Annotated in this window: 14 protein-coding genes; 7 read left to right on the top strand and 7 right to left on the bottom strand. The window is 71.6% G+C overall.

The window, feature by feature from the left end:
- Positions 1 to 75 precede the first annotated feature (75 nt).
- The 6 genes from LWF15_RS06035 to LWF15_RS06010 all read left to right on the top strand — a co-directional run bounded on the left by LWF15_RS06035 (position 76) and on the right by LWF15_RS06010 (position 6872).
- On the top strand, positions 76 to 1119 hold the full coding sequence (locus LWF15_RS06035; protein ID WP_232809367.1) for an SGNH/GDSL hydrolase family protein: 1044 nt from the start codon (positions 76 to 78) through the stop codon (positions 1117 to 1119).
- A 31-nt stretch (positions 1120 to 1150) separates the two neighbouring features.
- Positions 1151 to 2524 carry a cystathionine beta-synthase gene (locus LWF15_RS06030; RefSeq protein ID WP_232809366.1) on the top strand — a complete coding sequence of 458 codons (1374 nt, stop codon included), beginning with the start codon at positions 1151 to 1153 and terminating at the stop codon, positions 2522 to 2524.
- Positions 2525 to 2708: 184 nt separating this feature from the next.
- The gene (locus tag LWF15_RS06025) at positions 2709 to 3101 is read left to right on the top strand and encodes a response regulator transcription factor (RefSeq protein WP_232809365.1); all 393 of its coding nucleotides are present in this window, start codon (positions 2709 to 2711) and stop codon (positions 3099 to 3101) included.
- A gap of 13 nt (positions 3102 to 3114) precedes the next feature.
- Positions 3115 to 4836 (top strand): sensor histidine kinase, encoded by a 1722-nt coding sequence (locus LWF15_RS06020; RefSeq protein WP_232809364.1) that lies wholly within the window; start codon positions 3115 to 3117, stop codon positions 4834 to 4836.
- A complete protein-coding gene (locus LWF15_RS06015; protein ID WP_232809363.1) occupies positions 4833 to 5348 on the top strand; it encodes a response regulator in 516 nt (171 codons plus the stop codon). Before LWF15_RS06020 ends, LWF15_RS06015 begins: the two co-directional genes overlap by 4 nt.
- A gap of 42 nt (positions 5349 to 5390) precedes the next feature.
- Entirely contained in the window at positions 5391 to 6872 is a 1482-nt protein-coding gene (locus LWF15_RS06010; protein WP_232809362.1) for an ATP-binding response regulator, read from the top strand.
- Positions 6873 to 6877: 5 nt separating this feature from the next.
- Here LWF15_RS06010 and LWF15_RS06005 read toward each other — a convergent pair whose 3' ends face one another.
- The 7 genes from LWF15_RS06005 to yczR form a co-directional block, all read right to left on the bottom strand.
- Complete coding sequence (locus LWF15_RS06005) at positions 6878 to 7276, bottom strand: response regulator transcription factor (protein WP_232809361.1); 399 nt, start codon at positions 7274 to 7276, stop codon at positions 6878 to 6880.
- A 106-nt stretch (positions 7277 to 7382) separates the two neighbouring features.
- Complete coding sequence (locus tag LWF15_RS06000) at positions 7383 to 9401, bottom strand: vWA domain-containing protein (protein WP_232809360.1); 2019 nt, start codon at positions 9399 to 9401, stop codon at positions 7383 to 7385.
- Between the two features lie 378 nt (positions 9402 to 9779).
- A complete protein-coding gene (locus LWF15_RS05995; RefSeq protein WP_232809359.1) occupies positions 9780 to 11279 on the bottom strand; it encodes an integrin alpha in 1500 nt (499 codons plus the stop codon).
- A 197-nt stretch (positions 11280 to 11476) separates the two neighbouring features.
- Positions 11477 to 12934: a magnesium chelatase gene (locus LWF15_RS05990; protein WP_232809358.1), complete on the bottom strand. Its 1458-nt coding sequence runs from the start codon at positions 12932 to 12934 to the stop codon at positions 11477 to 11479.
- 267 nt (positions 12935 to 13201) lie between these two features.
- Positions 13202 to 13474, bottom strand: coding sequence for a DUF2277 domain-containing protein (locus LWF15_RS05985; protein WP_232809357.1), 273 nt, complete (start codon positions 13472 to 13474; stop codon positions 13202 to 13204).
- A gap of 23 nt (positions 13475 to 13497) precedes the next feature.
- On the bottom strand, positions 13498 to 14169 hold the full coding sequence (locus LWF15_RS05980) for a GNAT family N-acetyltransferase (RefSeq protein WP_232809356.1): 672 nt from the start codon (positions 14167 to 14169) through the stop codon (positions 13498 to 13500).
- 84 nt (positions 14170 to 14253) lie between these two features.
- Positions 14254 to 15777 (bottom strand): MocR-like transcription factor YczR, encoded by a 1524-nt coding sequence (yczR, locus tag LWF15_RS05975; RefSeq protein ID WP_232809355.1) that lies wholly within the window; start codon positions 15775 to 15777, stop codon positions 14254 to 14256.
- A 59-nt stretch (positions 15778 to 15836) separates the two neighbouring features.
- On the opposite strand from yczR, the gene LWF15_RS05970 reads away from it, so the two are divergent.
- Positions 15837 to 15977, top strand: coding sequence for a hypothetical protein (locus LWF15_RS05970; protein ID WP_232809354.1), 141 nt, complete (start codon positions 15837 to 15839; stop codon positions 15975 to 15977).
- The last annotated feature ends 74 nt before the right edge of the window (positions 15978 to 16051 follow it).

Below are 16051 nucleotides of genomic sequence, written 5' to 3'. Positions count from 1 at the left end.
ACGGTGTTGCCGGGAACGGCCTGCGCTGTTCAACTGCGGGTGGGGTACTGGTACCCGCGAGCGAAGGGAGCGCACGTGAGCCGAGCCAGAAGAGCCCGGAAGATTGCTGCTGCGGCGGCCTTCGGGGGTGGGGGGATCGGTGCCCTGGGGGCTGCGGCCTACGGGCTCCTGCTCACCGAGGTCCGGATCGCCCGTAAGGTGATCGGCCAGCCGTTCGGCAACGCGGGGCCCGGTGGGGAGGGGCGCTACGGCGACTTCCCGGGAGAACCGGTCCAGCTGGTCATGCTCGGCGACTCGACCTCGGTCGGGCTCGGCGCGGAGTCCGGCCACCAGACGCCGGGGGCGGTGATCGCGGCCGGCTTGGCCCCGATCGCCCGGCGCCCGGTCGAGATGCGGATGTTCGGCCGGGTCGGCGGCCAGTCCTGGGAGCTCGAGGGGCAGACCGCCCGGGCCCTGGACGAGGGCCCGCGGCCCGACGTGGTGGTGATCATGGTCGGCGCCAACGACGTGACCCACCGGGTCAAGCCGGAGGCCGCGGTCCGGGCCCTGGAGGCCTCGGTCCGCCGGCTGCGGGAGGCCGGGGTCGAGGTCGTCGTGGGCACCTGTCCCGACCTCGGCACGATCCAGGAGATCCCGCGTCCGCTGCGGTATCTCGCCCAGCGGCTGAGCCGTCAGCTGGCCGCCGCGCAGACCATCGCGGTGGTCGAGGCCGGGGGCGCCTCGGTGTCGCTGGCCGACCTGCTGGCCGACGAGTTCGTCCAGCACCGCTTCGAGATGTTCTCCAGCGACCGCTTCCACCCCTCGGCCACCGGCTACGCGCGGGTGGGCGAGGCGATCCTGCCCAGTGTCGCCGCCGCCCTGGGCTACCTGCCCGGCGAGCGTGACCGGGTGCCCGACCGGCGCCGCGGTGAGGGCATCGACGACGTGGCGCACGCCGCGGTCCGGGCCGCCGAGAGCGGCGGTACCGAGGTCGCGGGTATCGAGGTCTCCGGGGCCGAGCGCGGCCCCCGAGGCCGCTGGGCGGCCTTCCGCCGGCGCCGCGCACCCCGCCCCGAACAGGTGGAACAGCCCGAGCCGCCCGGCCGGGAAGAGACCGCTCAGCCATCACGAAACGCGTAGATCCCGGCGCGGCCGCGCCGACGGGTGTTGGATGGGCCCTGTGAAGTACGCAGAGTCGATCGTCGAACTTATGGGCAACACCCCGCTGGTGCGGCTGGGCCGGGTTGCCGAGCACGTCGCCCCCCTGGTCCTGGCCAAGGTGGAGTACCTGAATCCGGGCGGTTCGGTGAAGGACCGGATCGCCCTGCGGATGATCGAGGCCGCCGAGAAGAGCGGGGAACTGCGCCCCGGCGGCACGATCGTCGAGCCCACCTCGGGCAACACCGGGGTCGGGCTGGCGCTGGTGGCCCAGCGCCGGGGCTACAAATGTGTGTTCGTCTGCCCGGACAAGGTCAGCGAGGACAAGCGCAACGTCCTCAAGGCCTACGGCGCCGAGGTGGTGGTCTGCCCGACCGCGGTGGCCCCCGAGCACCCCGACTCCTACTACTCGGTCTCGGACCGGCTGGTGAAGGAGATCGAGGGCGCCTGGAAGCCCAACCAGTACGCCAACCCGGAGGGCCCGGCCAGCCACTTCGCCAGCACCGGCCCGGAGATCTGGAACGACACCGAGGGCCGGATCACCCACTTCGTCACCGGGGTGGGCACCGGCGGCACGATCACCGGCACCGGCCGCTACCTGAAGCAGGCGTCCGAAGGACGCGTGAAGGTGATCGGAGCCGATCCCGAGGGATCGGTGTACTCCGGGGGCACGGGACGTCCGTACCTGGTCGAGGGGGTCGGTGAGGACTTCTGGCCCTCCGCCTACGACCCCTCGGTGCCCGACGAGATCATCGCCGTCTCCGACGCCGACTCCTTCGCCATGACCCGGCGGCTCGCCCGGGAGGAGGGGCTGCTGGTCGGCGGCTCGTGCGGGATGGCCGTGGTGGCCGCGCTGCGCGCGGCCCAGAACCTGACCGAGAACGACGTGGTGGTCGTCCTGCTGCCCGACGGCGGCCGCGGGTACCTGGGCAAGATCTTCAACGACCAGTGGATGGCCTCCTACGGCTTCCTCAGCCAGGACAGCGGCCTGACCGTCGGCGACGTGCTCCGGGCCAAGGCCGGTGACCTGCCCGACCTGGTGCACACCCACCCCACCGAGACGGTGCGCGACGCCATCGGGATCCTGCGCGAGTACGGCGTGTCGCAGATGCCGGTGGTCAAGGCCGAGCCGCCGGTGATGGCCGGTGAGGTGGCCGGCTCGGTCAGCGAGCGGGCCCTGCTGGAGGCCGTGTTCACCGGCCGGGCGAACCTGGCCGACCCGGTGGAGCGGCACATGTCCGGGGCGCTGCCGCTGGTCGGTGCCGGCGAACCGGTCGAGGTGGTCAGGAAGGCGCTGGAAGGCGTCGATGCCGTGATGGTGGTCGCCGACGGCAAGCCGACCGGCGTGCTGACCCGTCTGGATCTGCTCGGCGTCTACGCCGGCTGAGTGGGTGAGGGGGCCGGCCGGGTGAATACCGGCCGGTTCCACCGCCACTCTGCGTCAGGTGGCGGTCACCTGGATAGGGCAACCGGGTGTCTGCGCGCCCGGAACTGAAGGATCTCCTCCTCCCGCGCCGATGGATCAGGGCAAGCGACCTGCCCCCGCTCCACCTGGCGAACGAGGAGACACCGTGGCCCGACTGCTGGTTGTCGAGGACGACCCGGACGTCCGTGACCTGATCTCGATGCGGCTGGTCATGGTGGGCCACCGGGTCATCGCCATGCCCGACGCCGACCTGGCGCTGGACTCGGTGGACCAGTTCGGGGCCCCGGACGCCTACGTCCTCGACGTCGGCCTGCCCGGGATGGACGGTTTCGACCTGCTCACCCGGCTGCGCAAGGGCCGGCACGACATCCCCGCGATCTTCGTCTCCGCATCCGCCCGGGAACGCGACATCCTGCGCGGGCACGAACTGGGCGCCGCCTACCTGACCAAACCGTTCGCCGCGCACGCCCTGCTCGACGCGGTCGACGAGGCGATCACCGGACGGCCCATCCCTTCCGTCACCGAGCATGCCTGGTGACCTGGATCAGTTGATGACGAGCGGGGCCGCCGAGGTCCCGCACCAGGCCGGGGGTGGGGAAGTGACCAGCACGTACCCGTCGCCGGCGCCGTCGGCGGCCGCCTCGTTCGTTCCGCCGGTCAGTGGCGGGCACTCGCTGATCGATCTGCTGTGGCGTAATTCCGAGGCCGCGATGGCGGTACTGGACGGCGACCGGGTGGTGCGACACGCCAACCCGGCCGCCGCCGCGCTGCTGAACGACCTCGGGATCGGGGTGGGTCAGCGGATGCAGCGTTTCGGCCGTCAGGTGCGGCCGGTGCGCTCCGGCCCGGACCAGCACCCGGCGGTGGACGAGTCGGTCGAGAGCGCGCCCGTGGAAAAGGTCCTCGGCGGGGCCACGCTCTCCCGGGAACTGGTCGACGTGAGCCTGGGTCCGAACTCGGGGCCCCGCCGGATGCTGCTGTCGGGACAGCCGATCGAGCTGGACGACGGCACCGCCGGCGCGCTGATGATCTGGACCGACATCACCGACAGCTGGCAGTCGGCCGAGCGCAGCCGCAACGAGCTGGCCCGTTTGGCAAGGCTTCTCGAGGGAGCCTCGGACTACGCCATCATCATGCTCGACGGCTGCGGGAAGGTGCACAGCTGGAGCGCGGCGGCCGAGCGCATGCAGGGCTACTCCCACGAAGAGGCGATCGGGCTGCCCTACGCCAGCTTCTTCGACGCCGCCGACCAGGCCTCCGGGCTACCGGGGAAGATCCTGGCCGACGCGCAGGCCCTCGGGAAGATCCACGTCGAGGGCAAGCGGGTCCGCCAGGACGGATCGGTGTTCTGGGCGCACGCTTCGATCTCGGCGATGCGGGACGAGCACGGGCGGCTGCAGGGCTACGTCAAGGTCACCCACGACGTCTCCGAGCAGCGGGCGTTGCAGCAGGCCAGCCAGGAACTTACCGAGCTGCTGGAGGAGCGGGTGGCCGAGCGCACGGTCGAGCTGGAGCAGAAGAACGCCGACCTGGCCGCGGTCAACGCCGAGCTGGAGGCGTTCTCCTACAGCGTCTCGCACGACCTGCGGGCGCCGCTGCGGGCGATGAGCGGCTTCGCCCGGATCATGACCGAGGACTACGGCGAGCAGATGCCCGCCGAGGCCCTGCACTACCTCGCCAAGGTCACCGAGAATGCCGAGCACATGGGCAATCTCATCGACGCCCTGCTGTCGTTCTCGCGGATGCAGCGCCAGCAGATGCAGTCCCGGGCGATCGACATGGCGGCGCTGGCCCGGGAGTGCTGGAACGCGCTGGAACCGGCCCGGGAGGGGCGGCAGATCGAATTCGTCGTGGCCCCGCTGCCACCCGCCTACGGCGACCGGCGGCTGATCCAGCAGGTCTGGATGAACCTGCTGGACAACGCGATCAAGTACACCGGGAAGAAGGAGTCGGCCCGGATCGAGGTGCGGGCCGAGGTGGCCGAGCAGGACGAGCCGGCCCGGCCCGGGCCGGATCCGCTGCCGGTCCCGGACACCGTGATGTATCTGGTGAAGGACAACGGCGCCGGGTTCGACATGCGCTACGTGGCCAAGCTCGGGCAGGTGTTCCAGCGTCTGCACCACAACGAGGAGTTCACCGGCACCGGGATCGGCCTGGCGCTGTCGCAGCGGATCGTGCAACGGCACGGCGGGCAGCTCTCGGCGGTGGGTGAACCGGGAGTCGGCGCCACGATGGGTTTCACACTGCCGTCACCGGGGGGTGATCTGCGATGAGCGGAGTGGTTTCGGCCGCCGGGGTCAACAACGGGCCGATCGGTGAGCTGCAGCCCTGGTTGCTGCTGGTGGAGGACAGCCCGCACGACCGGGAACTGGCGTTGCACGCGCTGCGGCGGGGACGGTTCCCGGGGCGGGTGGAGTCGGCGCGGGACGGTGTCGAGGCACTGGACCTGCTGCTGGGCCGCGGGCCCTGGGCCGGGCGGGACCTGCACGACCTGCCCCGCGCGGTGCTGCTGGACATCAAGATGCCGATGGTCTCGGGCATCGACGTGCTGCGGGAGATGCGGGCGCACCCGGTGCTGAGCGAGGTACCGGTGGTGATGATGACGTCGTCGGCCGAGGACGGCGACCTGGAGACCTGTTACACGCTGGGCGCGAACAGCTACATCGTCAAGCCGGTCGAGATCGAGCCGTACTTCGAGACGGTCCTCGACATCGGCCGGTACTGGCTCGTCCACAACCATCCACCCCGCGACCGGAGGGTCGTCCTGGCCGGTGGGGGCCGGTGACGGACGAAAGAGCGGGAACGGCATCACGACACGGGAGAAACCATGCCATCGCCACTGCGGCTGCTCATCGTCGAGGATCGCCCCGACGACGCCGAGCTGCTCCTGCTGGAGCTGAAACGGGCCGGGTACGAGCCCACCTGGACCCGGGTGGAGACCCCGGAGGAGTTCGTCTCCGGCCTCGGTGAGCAGCCGGACATCGTCCTGTGCGACTACTCCCTGCCCTCGATGGCGGCGCCGGACGCCCTGCGCATGCTCCGCGAGCTGCAGATGGACATCCCGCTGATCGTGGTCAGCGGGGTGATGGACGAGGACACCTGCGTGAACTCGCTGCGCCTGGGCGCCTCCGACTACCTGCTGAAGGACCGGCTGGTCCGGCTCGCCCCGGCGATCGAGCACGCGCTGGCCAAGCGCCGGCTCGCCACCCAGGCCCGGGTGATCGAGCAGGAACGCCGGGAGACCGCCGAGATCCTGCGCGGGGTGGTCGATCACGCGCCGGCGGCGATCTGCGTGCGCGACGCCACCGGCCGCACGCTGCTCACCAACACCGAGTTCGACCGGCTGCGCCCGACCGCCGCCGCCCCCCGTCCCGCCGTGCTCGACCGCCGCAAGCTGACCTCGGTGGAGCAGGCCTGCCTGGACGGCGCCGACAAGGTCGAGGGTGAGGAGATCTGGTCGGTGGACGGCGAGGACCGCACCTTCCTGGTGGTCCGCTACCCCGTGGTGGACGGCACCGGAAGGCGGTTCGCGATCGGGGCGATCTACGTCGACATCACCCGGCAGAAGCAGGTCGAGGAGGAACTGCGCGAACTCGACCGGCTCAAGGGCGAGTTCGTGGCGACCGTGAGCCACGAGCTGCGCACCCCGCTGACCAGCATCACCGGCTACGCGGAGATGCTGCTGGCCTCCGCCGAGGACCCCACCCACACCCGCATGGTCCAGGTGATCGACCGGAACTCCCGCCGGCTGCTCGCCCTGGTCGAGGACCTGCTCACGCTGTCCCGGGTGGACTCCGGGGCCGCGGCCCGGATGGACGAGGAGGTCGACGTGGCCGAGCTGGTCGCCACGTCGGTGGGGGTGCTCGGGCCGGCGATGGAGTCGCAGGGGGTGGAGATCGACGTGCAGATCCCGCCCGGCCTGCCCTACCTGATCGGCAATCGCTCGCAGCTGGAAAGGGTTCTGCTGAACCTGCTCTCGAACGCGGTGAAGTTCTCCACCGCGGGTGGCACGGTGACCGTCGCGGCGTCGGTGCCCGACCTGACCCGGCCCGGTGTGCAGATCAGTGTCAGCGACACCGGTATCGGCATCCCGGTGGAGGAGCAGGGCCAGTTGTTCACCCGCTTCTTCCGCACCGAGCAGGCCCGCCGGCAGGCGATCCAGGGCACCGGGCTGGGGCTGGCGGTGGTCCGTCAGATCGTCGAGGCGCACCACGGCACGATCGGGGTGAAGAGCGCGGCGGACGAGGGAGCGACCTTCACCGTCAACCTCCCGGCGATGACCTCGCTCCCCGTCCCGCTGCGGCTGTAGAAGAGCTACTCGTCCGGGGTGGCGTCGATGACCTTGTGCTCCTGCGCCAGCATCGACTCCACCCGCCAGACCAGGGCCCGGGGGCTGAACGGCTTGACGATGTAGCCGTCGGCCCCGGCCTCGTGCCCGTACTCGATGTCCGACTCGGTGCCCCGGGCCGAGAGCATCAGCACCCGCACGTCGGCCAGCGCGCGGTCGGCCCGCAGCGCCTTGCAGACCTCCAGGCCGCTGTGCTCGGGCAGCATCCAGTCCAGCACCACCAGGTCAGGCGCGTGCCCGCTGGCGGCCTTCAGCCCCGAGTCCCCGTCGGGGGCGACCCGGACCGCGTGCCCGGCCCCGCTGAGGGCGTCGAACAGCAGGTCCCGGATGTCGGGGTCGTCGTCGATGACGAGGATCTCGGCCATGGGGAATCCCCTCGCGACTATGGATGTGGGTCTCCCCGTTCTCGGCGGCGAGGCACAGTCGCTTGAGGCAACAATGGACGTCCACAACGCCTTTGGCTCGTTCGGTCTACTTCCGGCCGCGGCGCGACTTCAGATAGTCACTCACCACGTACTCGCCCAGGTTCTCCAGTCCGGGGGTGAAGACCCGGCCGCCGTTGCGCCGGGCGATCGCGTCGACGAAGCGCCGCAGCCCCTCGTTCTCGCCCAGCATGAACACGTTGATCGCGGCGCCGTAACGGGTCAGCGCGTCCACCTCGGCCACGGTCAGGCTGATCGTGGTCTGGGTGGGCGGGTAGTCGAAGTAGGCGGTGCCGTCCGGCTCGAGGTGGGCCGTGGGCTCGCCGTCGGTGACCACCAGCACCACCGGCTCGGCGTCGGGGTGCCGGCGCAGGTGCCGTCCGGCGATCGACAGGGCGTGCTGCAGGTTGGTGCCCTGCACGTAGTCCGGCTCGATGCCGGCCAGCTGCTCCACGGTGAGTTTCGAGGCGTAGCGGCCGAAACCGACGATCTGCAGGGCGTCCTGCGGGAACCGGGTGGCGACCAGGTGGGCCAGGGCCAGCGCGGTCTCCTTCATCGGGCCCCAGCGGCCCTCCGAGATCATCGAGAACGACAGGTCCACGCACAGCGCCACCGCCGCACTGGCCCGGCGCTCGGTCTCGACGACCTCGAAATCCTCGGCCAGCAGCTGGATCCCGCCCCGGTTGCCGGCCGCGGCCTGACGGTGCACCGCGTTGCGCAGCGAGCGCACCACGTCGATCGGCTGCTCGTCGCCGAACTCCCAGCGTCGGGAGGCCCCGGTGGCCTCGCCGGCGGCTCCGGCGTCGCGAATGTCGTGCTCGCCGCGGCGACCCGAGCCCAGGTGCGCGAACACCTGCCGCAGCGCGCTCTGCCCGAGCCGCCGCAGCGCCTTGGGGGAGAGGGTGAGCGCACCGTCGGCCCGAGTGAGCCAGCCCTGCCGCTCGAGCTCGCGTTCCAGCTCCTGAAGGGCCTGCACGTCGGCGGCCGCACCGGCGCCGAGCGAGCGCTCGACCGTCTCCACGTCGATGTCGTCGAGCGTGGCGCCCGCGTGGTCCTGGCTGAGCTGGTCGATCAGGTCGTCCAGGTCGGCCAGTTCCTGCAGGGCCCCGGCGGCGTCGCCGTAGCCCAGCTCGCCCTGGCCCTTCATCCGCCGGCCCTCACCGCGACCCTGGCCCCAGGCCTCACCCGGCCGCAGGGCCCGCAGGTTGTCGGTCAGCTGCCCCATCTTGGCGGCCAGCCCGGCGTCGCCCAGGGCCTGCTGCATCAGGCCCTGCAGCTCTTCGCGCTGCTGCGGGCTGAGCGCGTTCATCAGCCGCTCGGCCGCGGCCGCCTGACGGGCCAGCGAGTCGATCAGCTCGTCCACGTTCTGCGGGTCGTCCGGGAACATCTGGCCGTGCTTGGCCATGAACTGCTCGAAGTCCTCGGGCGTGTCCTGGTTGCGGGCGTGCTTGTCCAGCAGCGAGTTCAGGTCGTCGAGCATCTCGTTCATCGCTGCCATCGCCGCTGCCCGCTGCTGCGGGTCGGCGTCCGGCCCGAGCCCCTGCAGGGCGTTGCGCATGCCGTTGAACTGCTGGTCGATCACGTCGCTGCGCAGGCCGTCGAGGATCTGCCGGTAGATCTGCTCGGCCTCCTTCGAGGCCCAGCGGTACTCGGACAGCTCCTGCACCGCCGCGCTGGTGGAACGGGGCAGGGCGTCGAGCTGGGCCTCGGCGAACCGGGCCTCGTCGCCGTCGCGCAGCGAGAGCTCTTCCCGCTCGGAGGCCAGGGCCTGGTCGAGCTGGGCCCGGGCCCGGGTGACGGCGCCGTCCAGCCGGCCCCGTCGCGACGTCTCCTTGCGCATCCGCTCGGCCCGCGCGCGCAGCGAGTCCAGCCCGGTGCGCCGCCCGTTCTCGTCGGGCAGGCCGCGCCGCAGCAGGTCGCGCAGGGCCTCGCGAACGTTCTCGCCGCTGAGCACCCGATCGCCGATCGCGTCGAGGGCCCGGCGCACGTCGTAGGGAGGAGTCAGCGGATCCGGCCCGCCGCGCCACGGACCGTACCGATAACGCGGATCGCGCCGCCGAGGAGTCACCGGAAGACCGTACGTCGGCAAGGGCCCCCAAGGTCACCCCTGATCGCCCTTAGCTGATTACCCGATCACCGGGAATAAGCCCGCCCCGTGCCACTCTTCAGCCCGACGCAAGCCTTGGTCGGCGCCAGGCCGCCTCACCGCCGAACCGTGCCGCGCACGAAACCGCCGAACCGTGCCGCGCACGAAACCGCCGAACCGTGCCGCGCACGAAACCGCCGAACCGTGCCGCGCACGAAACCGCCGAACCGTGCCGCGCACGAAACCGCCGAACCCGCTGGCCCGCTCTGCCCGGGCCGCGCCCGGCCATCCTTCACCCCGGTCACCGCCGCACAGCCCGACCGCGCCCCCCAGGAGCAGCCCGGCCACGACCCTCAGTCTCTACATCACCATCTCGGGCAGGACGTCGCTGACCCCGAAACTGCTGCCGTAGGCCTGGTTCTTCGCGTTCCCGCCGGAGAAGCCGAAGGTCTTCAGCACCTTCTTGCCGGTCCAGACCACCGAGACCCCGGTGCCGGCCGCCTTCCCGATGTCCTTGCCCGGCACTCCGACGATCAGGTTGTCGATCTTCGCGTTCGGCTCGGCCGGGTCGCCCGGCAGCGTGGTGATCACCCGGCCCAGGTGGTCGTTCTTCTTCGCGGTGCCGCCGAGGCCCCCGCCCTTGCCCTGGTTGAGCTGTGTGGACTTGCAGTTGTCGGCCCCGGTGCCGGGCAGCGACTGCACGAAGACCGCCCCGGCGTCCTTCGCCTTACCCACATCGGTGCCGGGGGCGCCGACCGCCAGCTGGAAGGCGCCCGGACAACGGAAGGACCCGAGAGCCAGTGCCGCGCCGTACTGGTTGCCCTTCTTGGCCTTGCCGAGAATGGTGCTCGTGTCCTGCGTGAAGGAGAAGAATGGGCGCGGTGTGCTACCGGCGTTGACCTGGAACACCTGCACCCGCCCGGCGTCGGTGACCGTGCCCAGGTCGTCACCGGGCGCGCCCACCGCGAACCCGAACGGGGCCAGCGCGGCGCCGAACCGGTCGCCGGAAGCGGCCGCTCCGGGGATGCCCTTGGTGTTCTGGGTGAATGTGGTTGCCGCAGTAAGCAGGTCGGTGGTGGTGTTGGTACGCACGAACACCACCTCACCGGCGTCCCGCCCGGCCCCCACGTCTTCGTGCGGCACGCCGACCACCACTCCGTTCAGCGAGTCGGCCAGCACCTCGCCGAACTGGTCGCCGGTCTCGGCGGACTGGCTGAGCTCGGCTGTGTCCTGCGAGATCACGTCGTTGAAGGACGCGCTGCCGGTGGTCGCGTTCAGGTAGTAGCGGTAGACGGCGCCCGCGTCCTTCTTGCCGTTCACGTCGCGCCCCGGCGCGCCCACCCACAGGTCGAGCATGCCGGTGCCGCTCGCGCGGGTGCCGACCGCGACGGCGCTGCCGAACCGGTCGCCCGGCCCGGCGTTGTTGTCGAGCGCGGAGGCATTGGCCGCGGTGAAGCCGCCCGCGCTCTGCAGCAGCAGGTAGGCCGCGCCGGTGCGGCTCTTGCCGGCCGCGCCGGGGGCCCCGACCACCAGGTCGGACAGGCCGTCGCCGTTCAGGTCGCGCACCGAGACGGCGGCGCCGAACCGTTGGTGGGAGCTGGTTCCCAGGCCGAGCGAGCGCTGGCTGAGCCGCTGGGTGCGCCCGTCGGGGAAGTGCACGTCGACCACCCCGGCCTGCTTCGCCCCGGACACCGTGCGCGTGGGCACACCCACCACGGTCAGGTCGAAGCTGTAGCGCCCGGGCGAGGCCGCGGCGCCCACCGGCGCATCGGCTGCGGCGAACGCCGGCGAAGGCGCGCTCGCGACCAGCAGAACCCCGGCCAGAGCGGCCAGCCCTCGGATCGCACCAGACGTTTTCACAATGCCCCCACCTGGACCGGAAGTGACCCGCGTCACCTCGCCACGGCGACTCTAGACCGGGGGTCCGACAAAACAGGAGGGGTTTGAGCCGAGTTGTCGCGGCCGGGTGGGAAGCTGCCTCAACGGGCACTGCAGATCAGGGACATAACCGACGAACGAGGCGGCCCGTCGCAGGGCCGCCCCGTTCACCGTGCGACCTACTCGCCGCCGTAGACCGTGCGTCCGTCGGCCAGGAAGTCCTTGGCCAGCCGCCGGGTCAGGTGCAGCCCTTCGAGGGTGAACTCGATCGCCGAGGCGGCGTCGGCCGGGCCGGGCACCTCGTCGAACCCGAGGCGCTCGAGCACGGTGGACAGCCCGGGAACGGTGCCGAGCTGGGCCAGCAGGTCGCTGGAGGCCACCGCGTCGCCGGTGGAGACCCCCTCGCCCTCGGTCACCGCGGCCACGAAGCCGGCCAGGTCGACCCCGCCGAGCCGGTTGCGCCAGGTCTCGGCGACCGACCGGCGCAGCAGGTGGTCGAGCAGTTCGGTCTCCCGGCCCTCGCCGTCGGCCTCGAACTCGACCTTGCCGCGCAGGGTCCCGGTGATCGTCTCGGTGTCGCCGACCCGGGCCACCGGCGGGGCGCCGTCCGGGTCGGTCTCGCCGTTCAGCGTGGCCCGTCGCAGGGCGGCCGCCGTAACCGTCTCGGCCGCCGCGATCGAGAACCGGGCCGAGACCCCGGAACGCTGGTCGACGGCGTTGGACTCGCGCACCGCGCGGGTGAACCGGGCCAGGACCTCCAGCAGGTGCTCGGGCAGCACCGCGACCAGCCCGGCCTCCTGCCGGACGAGCTCCATCTCCAGCTCGAGGTCGACCGGGTAGTGGGTGCGGATCTCGGCGCCGAAGCGGTCCTTCAGCGGGGTGATGATCCGCCCGCGGTTGGTGTAGTCCTCCGGGTTGGCGCTGGCCAGCAGCAGCAGGTCCAGATCGAGCCGCAGCACGTAGCCGCGGACCTGGACGTCCCGTTCCTCCAGCACGTTCAGCAGCGCAACCTGGATCCGCTCGGCCAGGTCGGGCAGCTCGTTGACCGCCATCACGCCCCGGTGCATGCGCGGCACCAGGCCGAAGTGGATGGTCTCCGGGTCGCCCAGGGTGCGGCCCTCGGCCACCTTCATCGGGTCCACGTCACCGATCAGGTCGCCGACACTGGTGTCCGGCGTGGCCAGCTTCTCGGCGTAGCGCGACTCCCGGTGCACCCAGGCCACCGGCAGCTCCTCACCGAGTTCGGCGGCGCGGCGGATCGAGGCCGGAGTGATCGGGTCGTAGGGGTGCTCGTTCAGCTCGGCGCCCTCGATCACCGGGGTCCATTCGTCGAGCAGGCCGACCACGGTACGGATCAGCCGGGTCTTGCCCTGCCCGCGCTCACCCAGCAGCACCAGGTCGTGGCCGGCCAGCAGGGCGCGCTCGAGATCGGGCAGCACCGTCTCGTCGAAGCCGACCACACCCGGGAACCGCGGCTTGCCGGTGCGCATCAGTTCCAGGAGGTTGGCCGCGATCTCCTGCTTGACCGTGCGGTGCCGGTGCCCGGAGGCCCGCAGGGCACCGAGCGTGGTGGGCAGGTGGTCCGGCCAGCGGCCGGCCCGGACGTCTTCAGGACGCGGATCTGGGGAGATCGTCACGCCCCGACGTTACGTCGGCGAGCGGCCGGCTGACACCTGGTCCGCGCCCCCGATCGCGGTTTCAGCCGGGAGCGTGATCGGGAATAAGCGCGAGCCGACCCCAATTGTGGACGTCTGCGCGCCTCTTCGGAGCCCGCCGCACCTCTGTGGGTGGTCGGCACCGAGCTCAACCCGAACGCGACCCGGACCTGACCCGAACCCGGCCCGAACGCAATCGGGCGTTCGCGCCCGAGGCCCACCACCCGTCCTCAATTTCTCAGCCCGATCTCACCGAGGGCCGAACCGCGCCTCGTTGCGCGCCCGCGCCTTGGCCGCCTCCGCGTCACGGTTCTTCGGCGGGGCGGTGGTGACCAGTTCGTCGAGCAGTTCGTGGGTGATCGAGGTGATCGCCGCGACCGCCCGGGCGAACGCTTCCTCGTTGGCCCGTGAGGGGGCGGTGGTGCCGGCGATCTTGCGGACGTACTGCAGCGCCGCCGCACCGATCTCGTCGTGCGTGGCGGGCGGCTCGAAGTTGGCCAGGGTGCGGATGTTGCGGCACATGCTGCTCTCCTCGGGACGGGACTCTAGGAGTCAAGACGCCGCTGAAGGCCGGAACTCACCGCAGGCCACTCCTCGGCGATGACGGAGAACATCACGGTATCCCGCATCGTGCCGTCGGCCCGGGGCTGATAGCGCCGCAGAACCCCCTCCGGCCGGGCCCCGAGCCGGGCGATGGCGCGCTGCGAACGGTGGTTGCGCACGTCGGTCTTCAACTGCACCCGGCCGGCCCCCAGCTCTTCGAAGGCGTGACGCAGCAACACGAACTTGGCACTGGGATTGACCGGCCCGCCCCACACCGCCGGGGTGTAGGTGGTCCAGCCGATCTCCAGCCGGGCCGCCTCCGGCACCACGTCGAGGTACGAGGTGGTGCCCACCACGGCCCCGGCGGGCAGATCGCCCACGGCCTCGCGGAGCCGGACCACCCAGGCCACGTCACCGCGCACCGCCATGCGCCGGTTCACCGCTGCGGCCAGGGCGTCTGCGTCTGCGGGACGGCCGGGGACGTGGGCCCAGACTGCGTCGTGGTCGAGGGCGGCGAACAGCGCCTCAGCGTCGGCCTCGGTGAACTGCGACAACATGACCACGCCGCCCGACAGCACCACGCCGTGGTCGATCGGCCACTTCATCGCGGGCCAGGGCGTGTCGTCGGGCCGCTCGTCGGTGAACGGGACGAAGCCGGACGAGGTCGTGGTCACGGGTGCTCCTTCGGTTACGGCTGGCGGGACAGGCCCCTCTACCCCTGTAGACGTTTGGGCGAGGGCAGATGTGAGGTCGGACCGTCAGACCGTGGTCAGGTCGTCGTCGAAGGTGTGCGCGCGCCCGCGAGCGCGCCAGGCCCGGGCCAGCACCTCGGTCATCGGCACCAGATCGGCCACCGGCCGGGCGAAAGGCATCCGGATCCGCGCCTCGAACGCCCCGTCGAGCCCGAAGCGGGGCCCGGGAGTGAGCCAGATGCCCAGCGCCCGGGCCGCCGCGGCGACCTGGGAACTGCGGGGCTCGGGCAGGTGACACCAGAGCGAGAGCCCGCCCTGGGGAAGCGGAACCGTCCAGTCGGGCAGGTTGACCCGCAGGGCGTCGTGCAGCGCGATCGCCCGGTCGGCGAGCAACTGCTGGCGGTGCCGGCGGATCGGCTCCGCGTTCTCCAGCAGGTGCGCGGTGGCCAGCTGCTCCAGCAGCGGCCCGCCCAGGTCTTCGTTGCCGCGGGCCAGGGCCAGCCGGCGGATCAGCGGCTGCGAGGCCCGGATCCAGCCGATCCGCAGGCCGCCCCAGAAGGTCTTGGAGGCCGACCCCAGGGTGATCACGTGCTCGGCCGGGGCGAAGGCGGCCAGAGGGCGGGGCATCGGCAGTGGGTCGGGAGCCGGCCGGCCCGCGCGGGCGGCCGGCAGCGTGGTGCGCAGGTCGAGGTCGCGCATGGTCTCGTCGACGATCACCCGGCAGCCGGTGTCGGCCACCATCGCCCCCAGCTGTCGCCGCCCCGCCTCGTCCAGCAGGTCGCCGGTGGGGTTGTGGAAGTCGACCATCAGGTAGGCCAGGTGGGCGCCGGTCTGCCGGATCAGGGTGCCCATCCGCTGCACGTCCCACCCGTCCTCGACCGGCACCGGCACGCACCGGCCCCCGGCCGCCCGGATCGCCTGGGCGGCCGCGGGATAGGTGGGGTGCTCGACCAGGACCCGGTCGCCGCGTTCCATCACCACGCCGAGCACCAGGTGCAGCGCCTGCAGAGCGCCGTTGGTGACCAGGATCTGCTCCGGCGTGGTGGGCAGCCCGGCCTCGGTGTAGCGCTCGGCGATGCGCTCGCGCAGCATCGGCAGACCGCTGGTGACGTAGCCGTTGCCCGGCAGGAAGCGGGGCATCTCGGCCAGGGCGGCCTGGTAGGCGGGGTAGAGCTCGGCGGGGGCCTCCAGCGCGGCGGAGGAGAAGTCGCCGTTGGCGCCGGTCGGGTCGGCCTCCCCGCTCAGGTGCTCCGGCCAGATCGGCGACTCCAGCTTGCTGTCGCGCGGCAGCGTGGTCCAGGTGCCGGCGCCCTGGCTGCCCTCGGCGAAGCCGGACTCCCGCAGCAGCCGGTAGGCCGAGGTGGTGGTGGTGCGGCTGGTCTGCAGGGCATCGGCCAGGGTGCGCTCCGACGGCAGCACCGTGTCGACCGGCAGACGCCCGTCCAGAACCAGCAGGCGCAGCCGGTCGGCGAGGGCGCGGTAGCCCGGGATGCCGACGGCCGAGGCACGCCAATCGGTCAGCAATGGCATCAGCTCACGGGCGCTGACCCGGCCACGCTGCTGGATTGGCTGCTTCTTGGCGAGGGGCATGTGGCCAGTCTTCAGAAATTGGCTATGTGATGCAAGGCCAGAATCGTCACAATGGACCTATGGCTTTCTTCATTCTGCTTCTGCTCCTGACCGCCACCATCGCCCTCGCCCCCTGGTTCGGCCAGGACTCCCGTGGGCTCGACCCCAGCCACTTCGAACCCACTCATCCGCTGCACCCGGACAACGGGGTGAACTGCTGAGCCGGGTGAGCCGCCCGCTCGCCGGGTGTTCCGTTCTCGTCGCGAGTCCCCGCCGGGGGCTCGCGACTTTCTTT

The sequence above is a fragment of the Kineosporia rhizophila genome (genome assembly GCF_021277265.1).
GTDB classification, from domain to species: domain Bacteria; phylum Actinomycetota; class Actinomycetes; order Actinomycetales; family Kineosporiaceae; genus Kineosporia; species Kineosporia rhizophila.
Note: the sequence above shows the minus strand (reverse complement) of the source record. Positions and strands in the feature narration are given on the sequence as shown.